This window comes from Sporichthyaceae bacterium, from assembly GCA_036493475.1.
GTDB lineage: Bacteria > Actinomycetota > Actinomycetes > Sporichthyales > Sporichthyaceae > DASQPJ01.
Window position 1 is genome coordinate 1 of sequence record DASXPS010000093.1, and the last position, 13,095, is coordinate 13,095.

At 70.8% G+C, this 13,095-nt stretch carries 15 protein-coding genes; 7 read left to right on the forward strand and 8 right to left on the reverse strand.

The window, feature by feature from the left end:
- The 3 genes from VGJ14_10165 to VGJ14_10175 form a co-directional block, all read right to left on the reverse strand.
- Positions 1-513: LLM class flavin-dependent oxidoreductase (locus VGJ14_10165; GenBank protein HEY2832778.1), on the reverse strand; the 513-nt coding region annotated here is incomplete at its 3' end.
- Between the two features lie 147 nt (positions 514-660).
- Entirely contained in the window at positions 661-1,650 is a 990-nt protein-coding gene (locus VGJ14_10170) for a hypothetical protein (GenBank protein HEY2832779.1), read from the reverse strand.
- Positions 1,647-3,194 carry an AMP-binding protein gene (locus VGJ14_10175; protein HEY2832780.1) on the reverse strand — a complete coding sequence of 516 codons (1,548 nt, stop codon included), beginning with the start codon at positions 3,192-3,194 and terminating at the stop codon, positions 1,647-1,649. The genes VGJ14_10170 and VGJ14_10175 overlap by 4 nt, the downstream gene beginning before the upstream one ends.
- A gap of 139 nt (positions 3,195-3,333) precedes the next feature.
- Here VGJ14_10175 and VGJ14_10180 point away from each other — a divergent pair, with 139 nt between their 5' ends.
- From VGJ14_10180 to VGJ14_10190, 3 genes are read left to right on the forward strand one after another with little or no spacing between them, the layout of a single operon-like run.
- The gene (locus VGJ14_10180) at positions 3,334-3,720 is read left to right on the forward strand and encodes an OB-fold domain-containing protein (GenBank protein HEY2832781.1); all 387 of its coding nucleotides are present in this window, start codon (positions 3,334-3,336) and stop codon (positions 3,718-3,720) included.
- Positions 3,717-4,874, forward strand: a complete 1,158-nt coding sequence (locus VGJ14_10185) for a thiolase family protein (GenBank protein HEY2832782.1) — start codon at positions 3,717-3,719, stop codon at positions 4,872-4,874. The genes VGJ14_10180 and VGJ14_10185 overlap by 4 nt, the downstream gene beginning before the upstream one ends.
- Positions 4,871-6,100: an acyl-CoA dehydrogenase family protein gene (locus VGJ14_10190; protein ID HEY2832783.1), complete on the forward strand. Its 1,230-nt coding sequence runs from the start codon at positions 4,871-4,873 to the stop codon at positions 6,098-6,100. The genes VGJ14_10185 and VGJ14_10190 overlap by 4 nt, the downstream gene beginning before the upstream one ends.
- Before the next feature lies 1 nt (position 6,101).
- On the opposite strand, the gene VGJ14_10195 is transcribed toward VGJ14_10190, so the two are convergent.
- Genes VGJ14_10195 through VGJ14_10205 form a run of 3 tightly spaced genes read right to left on the reverse strand, consistent with a single transcriptional unit; the run spans position 6,102 to position 8,809 of the window.
- On the reverse strand, positions 6,102-7,160 hold the full coding sequence (locus VGJ14_10195; GenBank protein HEY2832784.1) for an acyl-CoA dehydrogenase family protein: 1,059 nt from the start codon (positions 7,158-7,160) through the stop codon (positions 6,102-6,104).
- Entirely contained in the window at positions 7,157-8,515 is a 1,359-nt protein-coding gene (locus tag VGJ14_10200; GenBank protein ID HEY2832785.1) for an aromatic ring-hydroxylating dioxygenase subunit alpha, read from the reverse strand. The genes VGJ14_10195 and VGJ14_10200 overlap by 4 nt, the downstream gene beginning before the upstream one ends.
- 24 nt (positions 8,516-8,539) lie before the next feature.
- Complete coding sequence (locus VGJ14_10205) at positions 8,540-8,809, reverse strand: hypothetical protein (protein HEY2832786.1); 270 nt, start codon at positions 8,807-8,809, stop codon at positions 8,540-8,542.
- Between the two features lie 124 nt (positions 8,810-8,933).
- On the opposite strand from VGJ14_10205, the gene VGJ14_10210 reads away from it, so the two are divergent.
- From VGJ14_10210 to VGJ14_10220, 3 genes are read left to right on the forward strand one after another with little or no spacing between them, the layout of a single operon-like run.
- Positions 8,934-9,677, forward strand: coding sequence for an SDR family oxidoreductase (locus tag VGJ14_10210; GenBank protein ID HEY2832787.1), 744 nt, complete (start codon positions 8,934-8,936; stop codon positions 9,675-9,677).
- Positions 9,674-10,681, forward strand: coding sequence for a thiamine pyrophosphate-dependent dehydrogenase E1 component subunit alpha (locus VGJ14_10215; GenBank protein ID HEY2832788.1), 1,008 nt, complete (start codon positions 9,674-9,676; stop codon positions 10,679-10,681). Before VGJ14_10210 ends, VGJ14_10215 begins: the two co-directional genes overlap by 4 nt.
- Positions 10,678-11,712 (forward strand): alpha-ketoacid dehydrogenase subunit beta, encoded by a 1,035-nt coding sequence (locus tag VGJ14_10220; GenBank protein ID HEY2832789.1) that lies wholly within the window; start codon positions 10,678-10,680, stop codon positions 11,710-11,712. Before VGJ14_10215 ends, VGJ14_10220 begins: the two co-directional genes overlap by 4 nt.
- Here the strand turns inward: VGJ14_10220 and VGJ14_10225 are convergent.
- Complete coding sequence (locus tag VGJ14_10225) at positions 11,681-12,202, reverse strand: cupin domain-containing protein (protein ID HEY2832790.1); 522 nt, start codon at positions 12,200-12,202, stop codon at positions 11,681-11,683. The two genes, VGJ14_10220 and VGJ14_10225, sit on opposite strands and share 32 nt — an antisense overlap.
- Before the next feature lie 121 nt (positions 12,203-12,323).
- Between VGJ14_10225 and VGJ14_10230 the strand changes: the two genes are divergently transcribed.
- Positions 12,324-12,893, forward strand: coding sequence for a TetR/AcrR family transcriptional regulator (locus tag VGJ14_10230; protein HEY2832791.1), 570 nt, complete (start codon positions 12,324-12,326; stop codon positions 12,891-12,893).
- Here the strand turns inward: VGJ14_10230 and VGJ14_10235 are convergent.
- Positions 12,886-13,017 carry a hypothetical protein gene (locus tag VGJ14_10235; protein HEY2832792.1) on the reverse strand — a complete coding sequence of 44 codons (132 nt, stop codon included), beginning with the start codon at positions 13,015-13,017 and terminating at the stop codon, positions 12,886-12,888. The two genes, VGJ14_10230 and VGJ14_10235, sit on opposite strands and share 8 nt — an antisense overlap.
- Between the last annotated feature and the right edge of the window lie 78 nt (positions 13,018-13,095).

Genomic DNA, 13,095 nt, shown 5'->3' on the forward strand with positions numbered 1-13,095 from the left:
CTCGGTCATCAGCTCCCCGACGGCGGCGAGGAACACCGGCGGCGCACCGAACTCGCTCGGGCCGGGATTGAAGAACGGCGTCATCAACGTGTGCTGGTAGAACTCGCCGCGGAAGTCGAGCTTGGTCCCGTTCTGCCAGCAGTCCCAGATCGCCTGCAACGCGGCGATGAACTCACGCATCCGGGCCGCCGGGTGCGACCACGGCATCGAGAACCGTTTCTCGATGTGGGCCTGGACTTGGGAGCCCAGCCCGAGTCGGAACCGGCCCGCGGAATAGCCCTGCAGATCCCAGCCGGCGTTGGCCAGCGTCATCGGCGTCCGCGCGAAGGCCACCGCGATCGAGGTGCCGAGCTCGATGCGCTCGGTGTGCTCGGCCGCCAGCGCCAGCGGCAGGAACGGCTCGCGGTCGATCTCGCCGAGCCACAGCCCGTGGTAGCCCGCGGCCTCCGCGCTCTGCGCGGTCGCCGCAGCGGCCGCGAGCGGAATCTTGACCTCGATCTTGTCGAGTTTCATACGCACCGCCGCGGCCTGATCGAGGACTGCGAACGCAGCGGACGCGATCTCATTCGGCGTAGAGCGTATCGATCAGGTCCGCGTACTTGGCCGTGACGACCCGGCGGCGCACCTTCATCGAGCTCGCACAGCTGATCGGGCGTCACCTCAACGCACCAGTTCCTCGTCCTTCATCCGGTCGGAGAACGCCTCGACCCAGGTCCACCCGGTGACCACCTCACGGTCGTCCCCACGGCGCCGGGTCATCCCGCCCTGGGCGCGGTAGCCGCCCCACCGCGCCTTGTTGAACCCGCCCAGTTGCTGGTTCGGATCACCGGTGAAGTCCCACACCCCGCCCGGTCCCAGGTCGTAGCTCGCGCCGGTGACGTAGCCGTCGGCATCGACGTCGAATTCCGCCCCGACCCGGGCCGCCTCGGCGATCGGCGTGCTGCCCTCGACCACGATGCCGGCGCCCCAGCGCCCACGGCCCTTGGTGATGTTGCCGAACTCGATCGTCCCGTCGGCGTACTTGTTCGCGAAGATGTTCCAGACCACCTGCACGTCGGTGTAGTACGGGTATTCCTTCCATTCGCTGCCGTGGCGGAAGTACACCTGGTCGAAGAAGATCGGGCCCTCGACCGCCTCGCCCAGGATCGTCCCGGTGAGCCAGTAGGGCTGGCTGGCGTATGCCAGCGGGTCCTCGCGCATCTGGGTCAGGAACTGCGCACCGAGGGTGGGTCGCGAGCCGCGCAGCGAGATCAGCTCACCCTCGTCCCACTGCAGTTCGTCGTCGGTGATCCGCAGGTCGATGGTTTCCTCTCCCGGGCCGGTGAGCATGCCCTTGGCGACCCAACGCCGGCTGTCCGGCTCGATCGTGCGGACCATCTCGCCCTTGGCGCTGCGGTGCGAGCCCGGGTGCAGCTCCATCCGCCCGCCGCCGTTGTGCAAGATGTAGCAGCCGCCGGTCATCGGGCCGATGAACTTGCGTTCCAGGACGTAGATGGCCCCGGACTCGCCCCGGAACCCGCCGTAGAGGTACTGCGATTGCAGGGACAGCCCGGCGATGGACGTCTCGGGCATCAGCGAGGCGAACCGCGGGGTGTAGGTGCCGACCACCGGCGCGAAGCCGAAGTCGCCGAATTGGGTCTCTGCTGTCATGACACGTCCTCGTTGATTGGTGGCTCGCCGGACCAGTACGGCGCACGCAGGGCGCGCTTGTCGACCTTGCCCATCTCGTTGCGGGGAAGTTCGGGGATCGTGCGGTAGGACCGCGGGCACTTGTAGCCGGCCAGTTCGGTCCGGCAGAAGCGGTCCAGCGCCACGTCGTCGACGCGGTCGGCCGCGGGCACGACCAACGCCAACAACCGTTCGCCGAGGTCGGGGTCCGGGACGCCGATCACGGCGACCTCGGCGACGTCGGGATGGCGGATGAGCAGTTGCTCGCACTCGGCCGGGTAGAGGTTCACCCCGCCGCAGACCACCATGTCGGCCAGCCGGTCGGTGATGAACACGAACCCGTCGACGTCGACGTGGCCGACGTCGCCGAGGGTCGCCACGCCCGGCGCGAGGTACGCGTTCGCGCTCTTGGCGTGGTCGCCGAGGAAGCGCACGGCGCGGCCCGGCGGCAGCGTGACGCCCAGCAGGCCGGTGGTGCCGCGGGGTTGCGCCCGGCCGGCCTCGTCGTAGGACTCGATGATCAGCGGGGGTACCGCCCGGCCGACCGAGCCGGGGTGGGACAGCCATTCCGGGCCGGCGATGCGGCACACGGTGCCGAGTTCCGATCCGCCGTAGGACTCGGTGAGCACCGGCCCCCACCACGCGATCATCGCCCGCTTCACCGGCTCCGGGCAGGCCGACCCGGTGTGCGCGACCAAGCGCAGGCCACGGACGTCGTAGCGGGCCCGCACCGCCTCGTCGAGGGCGAGCAGGCGGGTGAAGTGCGTCGGCACCAGCACCGTCGAGGTGACGGCGCCGTGATGGATCTCGCGCAGGACGGCCTCGGCGTCGAAGCGGTCCAGCACGATCACCGGTTGCCCGCGCAGCAGGTGGCGCAGGCTGGTCAGGGGTCCGTTGTGCTGCAGCGGTCCGACCACCAGATGCGGGCCGTCCGGGAAGCCGGACTCGGCGGCGATCGCCGCCACATAGGCGTGGGCATCCGGCGCGCCCGTCCCGCGCAGCCAACAGACCTCGGTCGCGCCGGCGTGCCCGGTAGTGCCGGAGGTGAAGACCAACAGCGGACGGGCCGGGTGGGCGGCCAGGGTGAGCTTCGGCGGCGGCCGCTGGACCCAGTCCGTCCAGGCGACGGTGCCCTGCGGTGCATCGGCGCCGTGCACGACGACGGCGCGCAGGCCCGCCGGGTGCGCCGCCTCGAGGATCGCCGGCAACGCGGCGGGGCCGGTGACGGCGACCGTGCAGCCGGTGTCGGTGAGTTCCCGGGCGAGTTCTTTCGGGGTGCCCTGCCGGTGCAGTGCGACGGTGCCCACGCCGGTGAGCAGACCCGCGAGGTGGGTGACCAGGGTGGCCGCGGCGTTGTCCCCGGTGACGCCGACCCGGTCCTCGCCGTCGGTGAGCTCGAGCAGGCGACCACCGACGCCGCGGACCAGGTCGGCGAGCTGACCCCAGGACAGATCGCCCGCGCGGTCCCGCACCGCGAGCCCGTGTGGGTCGGTCTCGGCCCGGGCGCCGATCCCGGCCAGATACATCCGTCCTCCGGTGCCGTGGGTGGGTCGAACGCTAAGTGGTATCGCTGTAAAGAAAGTATGCGGCAGAACGGCGCTGAAGTGTTACTGTTCATCGACACCAGTTCTGAATTCTGCGCCGGCGTGGACCTCGGGAGAATTTGTGAGCCGACCACTGGCCCCGGAACTGTTCGCCTCGCTGGATCCCCTGTCGCTGGCCGGCAGCCGTTGCCCCGCCTGCGCCACCGTGCAGTTCCCGCCCGCCCCCCAGTGTGCGCACTGCGCCGCGGACGGCCCCGCGCCGATCGCGCTGCCGACCAGTGGGCGCATCTGGACCTGGACCGTCCAGCGCTTCGCGCCCAAGGCGCCCTACGTCTCGCCCGCCTCCGGGTTCGTGCCTTACCCGGTCGGCTACGTCGACCTCGGCGAGGTGCTGGTCGAGACGCTGCTACAGGTCGGCGACCGGTCACCGGCGATCGGTGACGAGGTGCACCTGCGCCGCGCGCCGGTCGGTACCGGGGAGCACTTCACCTACGCGTTCGGCGCATGAACGACAACGACATCTACGTCGTGGGCGCGGGCATCCACGCCTTCGGCCGACACGAGGGCGTCAGCGGCGCCGACCAGGCCGTCGTGACGACCCGCGCCGCGCTCACCGACGCCGGCCTGGGGTGGGACAAGGTCGACGTCGCGGTCGGTGGCTCCAATACCGGCAAGCCCGACTCGCTGGTCGCGCGCCTGGGGTTGACCGGCGTCGCGTTCACCGCCGTGCGCAACGGCTGCGCGACCGGCGGGATCGCGCTGGCCACCGCGGCGAACGCGTTGCGGGCCGGGCAGGGCGAGGTTGCTGCGGTGATCGGCTTCGACAAACACGTACGGGGCGCATTCGCCACCGACCCGGCGGCCTACGGGCTCGACGCCTGGTACGGCACGACCGGGCTGATGGTGACCACCCAGTATTTCGCGATGCGCACCAAGCGCTACCAGCACGAGCACGACCTGCCCGACTTGACGCTGGCTCAGGTAGCGGTGCGGGCGAGCCGGAACGGGGCTGCCCATCCGCACGCCTGGCGGCGCCGCGAGCTCACCACGGACGAGGTGCTGGGCGCCCCCATGGTCTCCGACCCGCTGACCAACCTGATGTTCTGCCAGCCCGACGAGGGCGCCGTCGCGCTGATCCTCGCCCGCGGCAGCCGGGCGTTCGACCTGTGCCCGGCACCGGTGCGACTGGCCGCGGTTACCGTGCGCACCCGCGGGCCGGGATCGTTCGAGGTGTTCAGTCCATGGCTGTCCCCCCAGCGCGCCGGCAGCCCGAGCTCCGCGGCCGGCCGGGACGCGCTGCGCCAGGCGGGCATCACCGCCGCGGACGTGCAGGTCGCCCAGGTTCAGGACACCGACTGCGGCTCCGAACTCATCCATCTCGCCGAAACCGGATTGTGCCGGGACGGGGAACAGGTCGAGTTGCTCGCGACCGGGGCGACCGACGCCACCGGTCGGCTACCGGTGAACACCGACGGTGGCTGCCTGGCCAACGGCGAACCGATCGGCGCCTCCGGGCTGCGGCAGGTACACGAGGTGGTCCGGCAATTGCAGGGCCGCGCCGCCGGCCACGCCGTGCCCGGCGCGCCACGCGTCGGCTTCACCCACGTCTACGGGGCACCCGGCGTTTCGGCGTGCACCGTGCTGATGCGGTCGGACCGATGACCCTCCCGGACCCGGCCGGCTGGGCCGTCGAGGTGCGCGCCTGGCTACAGGACACCGTCGGCACGGCCGACCCGATTAACCGCGCGCCCGACCTGGCCGTGTTCCGCAACCTGACCGACGAACAGGAGGCGGACCTGCTCACCGCGATCCGCCTCTACCGCCGGGCCCGCTACGACGCGGGGTACGGCGCGCTCACCCTGCCGGTCGAGCACGGCGGCGCGGGCCTACCGGCGTCCTTCGCGGCGTTGTTCGCCCAACTGGAGGTGGAGTTCGCGGTCCCGCCCTCCACCGAGCTGATCAGCGTCACCACCGGACTGGTCGCTCCGGCCGTCGCGCTGTACGGCACCCCCGCGCTGCGCGAGCGGTTCGTCACCCCACTGCTGCGCACCGACCTGCTGGCCTGCCAGCTCTTCAGCGAGCCCGGCGCCGGATCCGACCTGGCCGCGGTGGCCTGCCGGGCGCAGCTCGCCGGGGACGACTGGGTGCTGGACGGACAGAAGGTGTGGTCCTCCGGGGCCCGGCACGCCGACCTCGGTCTGCTGCTCGCCCGGACCGACCCGACGGTGCCCAAGCACGCCGGCATCACGGCCTTCCTCGTCCAGCTCGACCTGCCCGGCGTCACGGTCCGCCCGATCCGCCAGATCAGCGGGGGCGCCAGCTTCAACGAGGTCTTCCTGGACCAGGTGCGGGTACCCGATGAGTTCCGCGTCGGCGAGGTGGGCCAGGGCTGGGCGGTGGCCACCGCGACGCTGGCCTTCGAGCGGCAGGCCTCCGGCGCAGGCACCCGGCGCAAGGGCGGCTCGTTCGACGACGTGCTGGCGCTCGCCCGCGCGCAGGGCGTCAGCGATGATCCGGTGGTGCGCCAGCAGCTGGCCGATCTCTACGTGCGCAGTGTGCTGAAGGCCTGGACCTCGCAGCGGGTCGCCCGGGCGGCCGCGGCCGGCGTCTCCCCCGGCCCGGCGGGTTCGGTGGGCAAACTGGTGGCCTCCGACCTGCTGGTGCGCACCGGCGAGCTTGCCGCAGATCTGCTGGGGCCTCAGATTCTGGCGGACCACGGCGACGGCACCTTCGCCTGGACCGAACATCTCCTCGGCGCCCCGGGTTACCGGTTGGCGGGCGGCAGCGACCAGATCCAGCGCAACGTGATCGCCGAACGCGTCCTCGGTCTGCCTGCCGAGCCCCGGATGGACAAGGACGTGCCGTTCGCCGACCTGACCAAGGGCTGAGCTACCAGGCGAGCAGCGCGGCGAGTTCCTCGCGGGCGGCCGCCACGGTGCCGAGCATGGCGGCGTCGGCGCGGGCCCGGCGGAAGTACAGGTGGGCGTCGTGCTCCCAGGTGAAACCGATACCCCCGTGCAATTGGACCGCCTCGGCGCTGACGAACCGGTACGCGTCGCAGCACCAGACCCGGGCCACCAGCGCGGCCTCGGCCAACGTGGCGGGATCGTCGGGCGCCTGCACCGCACGGTCCACCGCCGAGCGGGCCAGCTCCACCTGGACCAGCATGTCCGCCAGGGTGTGCTTGACCGCCTGGAAGCTCCCGATGGCCCGGCCGAACTGGCGCCGTTGCTTCACGTGCGCGACGGTCCGGTCCAGACAGGCCTGCGCGCCACCGAGCTGTTCGGCAGCCACCGCGAGGCGGATCATGGGCAACGCCCCGCTCACCGCTGCGGTCGCGTCCTCGGTCAGAATCCGGGCCGTGACCTCATCAAGCGTGATGCGCGCCGCGGGCCGCGAAAGGTCCAGGGACGCCACCGGTTCGACGCGGACGCCCGGCCGGCGCAGGTCCACCAGCGCCAGGGTGTCGCCGGCGGCCGCGATCAACCAGGTGGCGCCGACCCCGTCGGGGACAGCCTGCGCGACGCCGCTGATCCGGTCGCCGGAGCGGGCGAACGGGGTCCGATCCGCAGTGACCGTCGCGACGGTCGCCGTCTCGGCGCCCGCGGCGAGCGCGGTCAGCACCGCGTCGCTACCCGCGCACCGGGCCAGAATCTGACCTGCCATCACCGTGCTGGTGAGGAAGGGCACCGGCAGCAGATGAACGCCCAATTCCTCGGCCACCGCGAGGATCTCCGGCATTCCGCCCACGCCGTCGACAGCTTCCGGCAGGCCGAGGGCGCCAACGCCGACCTGCTGAGTCAGCACCGTCCACGCCTTGGCGTCCCAACCGGCACCCGCCGGATCGAGCGCACGAACCGCCGCGGTGCCACCGAGGTCGGTACACACGTCGCGCACCGCCGAGCGCAGGTCGGCGATCAGCTCGGCGCGATCCGGATCGAGGCTCACGTGCCGGGGACCCACTGCTCGTAGAGGTGGTGGAAGTGCCGGATCCGGCTTTCCTGGTAGGCGGACAGCGTCACCCCGGTGCGCGCGGTGCTGAGCAACCCGCGTTGCACGGCCTCGAGGTTGAACTCGTCCTGGTCGAACACCCGGGCCAGCGAGCCGAGGATCTCCACCGCATCGCGCCAGTGGTCCTCCGCGCCGAGCTTGATCTCGGGCGCCGACGGCGGGCGTTCGCCGGCGAACGGCGCCAGCAGCATGACCTCCATCAGGGCCGAACGGTGGTCGTCACCGTTCGGCCGGAACCGGTAGAAGATTTGGTTGTAGGCGCCCCACGGATGGGCGTTGGGGAAGATGTTGACGAAGTAGCTGTCCACGAGTTCCGCGTCGCAGAGCAGGTCGACCGCGGAGCCGAGCGCCGGGCGCAGCGCCACCCGCGCGGACTCGGCCAGCACCTCGCGGGCCGTCCCACCCGCGGGGACCTCGAGCACCGCCGGGTCGTCGAGCCGCACATCCAACGTCGAGTCCAACGCCTGCTGCTCGCTGGGGCGCCACCCGATCAGCGGGCTCGCGACCCCGCGTGGGGAGATGGTGCGCGCGACATTGCCGAAGACGTCGTACTGGCTGTTGGCATCGCCGAAGCCGGGCAACAGTTGGGGGTGGGTGGTCACCACGTGGTAGCTCTCCATGAAAGCTTCCTGGACCAATTTCCAGTTGGCGTTGACCACCTTGGTGACGTGCGCGCGAACGTAGCGCTCCTCCAGCGGCCAGCGCTGGAAAAGGTCGGGCAGTACCCCGAGGAAGGAGAGAAGTGATCCTGCGTCAGGATCGGGGTTGAGAAAGACGAAGCCGCCCCAGGTGCCGAGGAGTACCCGGGGGAGTTCGAACTCCTCCGCCCGGACCTGCGGGAAGTCCCACTCGCTCGGAATGCGCTTGAGCTGTCCCTGCAGCGACCAGCAGAACCCGTGGAAGCTGCACTGCAGCTCCTCGACCCGGCCCGGTGCATCGCGCAGCGCGCGGCCGCGGTGCAGGCAGGCGTTCGGGAAGGCGCGCAGTCCCTCGGTGCCCGGGGCGTGGCGGACCACCAGGAACGATCGGTCCGCGATGTCGTAGACGAACGTGTCCCCGACCTGCGCCAGTTGCTCCACCCGACAGACCACCTGCCACACCCGCGACCACAGGTGGGTTTTCTCCGCCTCGTGGGCCGCGCGCGAGAGATACCGGGGCACCGGGATGTCCGCCAGGCCGAGGTCCGCGGGCACGTTCCAGCGGTAGGTCTCGGGGACCGGCCGGGAGTCCGCGTCGAGCAGCGCCTGATAGCTCACCCCGCGGGTGGGACGACGCTGGTCGTGCAGCGTCACCGGTTCGCCCTCACGCTGTCACCTTCACGCCGTCACCGGCTCGGTGGGCACCGGCTGCTCGGCGTCGGTCTCGAACCGTCGGCTGCGCCCCGCGGCCCCACCGGGGATCGGCCCGCCGCTGGCGATCCACCGACACATCTCTGGGTCGACGGCGATCAGCTCGCCGGCGATGCGCGTGCCGTCGCGATCGAAGCGCCCGGTCACGCCCTGACGATCGGTCACCCGCACTGGGCCGAGGCCGTCGTCCGCCCACTCGTACGTGGCGCCGGTGAGCGGATGGACGAGGCGTCGCATGACACCGAATGGTAGGCGCGCCGGCCCTTCATAACAAGACTCGGCATCAAGTTACTCTTGCTGCGTGAGCGTAGTTACTCGATAGTGAGTACAGCTATTCCGAGCTCGGGAGGAACGGGTGGACGTGGCCGGCAGGACCGCCGTGGTGACCGGTGCGGCAAGCGGAATCGGACACGCCACGGCGGCCGCACTGGCCGGTGCCGGGATGGCCGTGGTGCTCGCCGACATCGACGGCGCAGCGGCCAAGGAAGCCGCGGCGCGGCTGAGCGGCGACGGACACCACGCCGTCGAGACCGACGTGTCCGACCCAGCCTCCCTGACCGCCCTGTTCGCCGAGCTGGCCGCTGCGGGCCGGGACCTGGCCTGCGTGGTGAACGCCGCCGGGATCATGTCCGGCGGCGACCCGTGGCCGGGTAGCGATCTGCGCCGGATGCAGCGGGTGTTGGCCGTCAACGGCGGCGGTGCGATCACCACGACCACCCTGGCCGCGACCTACCCGGTGCCGGGTGAGCGCGTGGTGGTCAACGTCGGATCGGCCGCCGGCATCCGCGTGCTGCCGCCCGACCCGGCGTACGCCTTCACCAAGGCGGGCCTGCTGCACTTCACCCGGTCCGTGGCTGCGGCCGGCCGCGGCCTGAGGGTGAACATCGTGCTGCCGGGCATGGTCCGCACTCCCCTGCTCGCGACCAGCGGCCGGGACGGCGTCGCCGACTGGCTGGTCAAGCGGGTCGCGGGGCCGCTGCTCACCCCCGAACAGGTCGCCGAGCCGATCGTCACCCTGGTCACCGGCGACCACAACGGCGAGGCCTGGTCGATCGAACTCGATCCGGTCGATCCCACCCGGTCCGTCGTGCAGGTCGTGGCATGACCGCCCCGACCACCGAGACGTTGCTGAGTCGCGCGGCTGCCGAGCGAATGTACGAGCTGATGCTCACCACCAAACTCGCCGACGACCAAGCGCGCGAGGAAACCAAGGCGGGACGCCTGCAGGCGGCGTTCTACCCGGTTCGCGGGCTGGAGGCGGTGTGCGCCGCGCTCGGGGAGGTGCTGCGCGCGGACGACCAACTGGTCTCGACCTACCGCAACCTCGGCGACGCCCTGGCCAAGGGCGTCAGTCTGCGGGCGATCATGGCCGAGCTCTACGGCCGCCTCGATGGGGTGTCCAAGGGCAAGGGCGGCTCGATGCACCTGCACGACACCACGGTCGGCTTCATGACCACCACCGGCATCGTCGGGTCCGGCCTGCCGATCACCCTCGGCCTCGGCCTGGGTGCGCAGTTGGACGGTTCGGACCGCGTGGTGGTGGTGACCTTCGGCGACGGGGCGACCTCCATCGGCGCCGCGCACGAAGCGCTCAACCTGGCCGTGCTGTGGCAGCTGCCGATCCTGTTCCTGTGCCAGAACAACCAGTGGGGCGAGCACACCCCGATCGCCGAGTACGCCGGGTCCACCGACCTGCGCGCCCGCGCCGAGGCCTACGGCATGGCCGCGCACCGGGTCGACGGCTTCGACCTGTTCGCCACCCTGGACTGCCTGCGCGACGCGGTCGCGTCGGTGCGCGCGGGCGGCGGGCCGGTGTTCGTCGAGGCGATGACCTACCGACTCACCGGACACACCGGCACGGCCGACTTCAGCTACGTGCCGGCCGATGAGCTCGCCGCCGCGATGGCCCGCGACCCCGCCCCGGTGTTCCGCGCGTGGTTGGTCGAGTCCGGGGCGCTGAGCGAGGGCGAGGCGAACGCGGTGGCGCACCGGGCCGAATCGGCGGTGGCCGACGCCTTCGCCTTCGCACAGGCCAGTCCGCTGCCCGGGCCCGACGAGCTGTGGACCGACGTGTTCGCCACCGATCTGATCAATTGGGAGGAGCGGTGAGCGCCCTCGCCGAACCGAAGACCGAGGAAATGACCTCGGCCGTCGCGATGAACTCCGCGCTCGACTGCGCGATGACCGCCGACCCCAAGGTGATCCTGCTCGGCGAGGACATCGCCGACCCGATCGGCGGCGTGTTCAAGGTGACCAAGGGCCTGTCGACGAAGTACGGCACCCACCGTGTCCGGGCCACCCCGATTTCCGAACAGGCCATCGTCGGCACGGCGATCGGACTTTCGCTGGCCGGATACCGACCGGTCGCGGAGATCATGTTCTTTGACTTCGTCACGGTCGCGATGGATCAGATCGTCAACCACGCAACGAAACTGCGGTACATGTCCGGCGGCGCGACCCCGGCCCCGATCACCGTGCGCACCACCGTCGGCGGCAGCCGATTCGGCGCCCAGCACGCGCAGTCACTGGAGGCGTGGTTCATGCACACGCCCGGCATCAAGGTGGTGATGCCGTCCAACCCGGTGGACGCGAAGGGCCTGCTCACCTCCTGCATCTTCGACGACGACCCCTGCCTGTTCATCGAGCACCTCAACCTCGCTTACAGCAGCAAGGCCGAGGTCCCGGTCGAGGACCTGCGCATCCCGCTGGGCAAGGCGAACGTGCTCGCCACCGGCAGCGACGTCACCCTGATCACCTACGGCCCGACGGTTCCCCTGGTCCGCGCCGCCGCCGAGACCCTGGCCGCGCAGGGCATCAGCGCGGAGGTCATCGACCTGCGCACCCTGATGCCACTGGACCTGGACACCGTCTTCGACTCGGTGACCAAGACCCGCCGGGCCGTCGTCGTGCACGAGGCCACCCAGTTCATGGGCCCCGGCGCCGAAATCGGGGCGCAGATCCACGAGCAACTGTTCGGTGAACTGCTCGGCCCGGTGCTCCGGGTCGGCGCGCGGTTCACCCCGGTCCCGTTCTCCCGGGGCCTGTCGAACGCCCCCTCCGCCGAGCGGATCCTCGGCGCGGCACACGCCCTGCTGGCTAGTCCGAGGGTCAACCGGTCGGCGGGCCGAACGGCGGGTTGAGGTGGTAACGGGCCATCAGGTCCGGAACCCAGTCCTCACCGCCGAACTGCAGCCCGTAACCCGCCGCCAGCGCGCCGATCGCCTCGGGGTCGGGCGGCCCGGCGACGAGCATCTCGGCGAGTTCGCGGAAGAAGTGCTCAAAGCCGGCCGGGCTGATGATCTCGATCATTCGGGCGGGCACCGCGCCCGCGTTCCACATCGTGTGCATTTCGCCGCGCGGCTTGGTGATGTAGCCGCCCGCGCCGAGCACCACCTCGCGGTCTCCGGACCGGAACCCGATCTCGCCCTCGGTGATGATCGAGTACTCGTCCTCTCGCGTGTGCAGGTGCGGCGGGACCAGCGCACCCACCGGGAACGGATGCTCGACCACCGACACCGAGCCATCGGTGTCCGCGCCCCACAGCTTGAACGCCACTCCGATCGCGCCGAGGGACCCGGTGGCGCCTTCGCCCGGCTGGACAACGGTCAACGGCGGGACGACAGGGCTCATGATCCACCTCGCGTGACTTTTCGAAGTACAGTGCTGTTTTACCAAATCAAAGCACGGGCGAAGCGATGGGAGCAAGACTTTGAGTGAACGGCCTTGTTCACCGAAATCGCGGAACTACCGAATGACCGAACGTGCGGAGCAGATTGCGGAAACCCGCCGTCGGATCGTCGAGGCAACCGCCCACCTGCACGAGACGGTCGGCCCGGCGGCCACCACCGTGGTCGCCATCGCCGCCGCGGCCGGGGTCACCCGGTTGACGGTGTATCGCCATTTTCCGGATGACGAGGCCATGTTCGCCGCCTGCTCGGCCCACTGGTTGTCCGGTCAACGCCCCCCGGATCCCACGGCGTGGGCCACGGAATCGGATCCCGAGCAGCGGCTCCGCGTGGGCCTGAGGGATCTGTATCGGTTCTACGCCGAGGGTGAACCGATGCTGCTGCGGGTGCATCGCGACTTCGACGTGCTGCCCGAAACCCAGCGCGACACCTTGGTGAACCTCGACCGGGTAGTGACCCGAGCGCTGATCGAACCGTTCGTGGTGACCGGAACGCAACGGCGCAAGGTGCGCGCGGCGCTGGCCCACGCCACGTCGTTCGGGACCTGGCACGACCTGTGCGTGCGCAATCAGCTGTCCCGGTCCGTCGCGATCGAGTTGATGGCCGGGTTGGTTCGCGCAGCCGGGCTCAGCTGAGCGGCGCCGCCAGAAGATCCGCGAGCTGCTCGCTGGTCACCACGTCCGCCTGGCGTGGGAAGACTTTCTCCACCAGCACTCGATGCACCTCGGGGTCCTTCAGCACCCCGGTCTCGGCGACCACCGCCCTGACCGCCTCGAAGATCCGATCCGGACACGCCGAGGCAGCCGACCCGAAGGGAACAGGTCGGCGAACATCTCC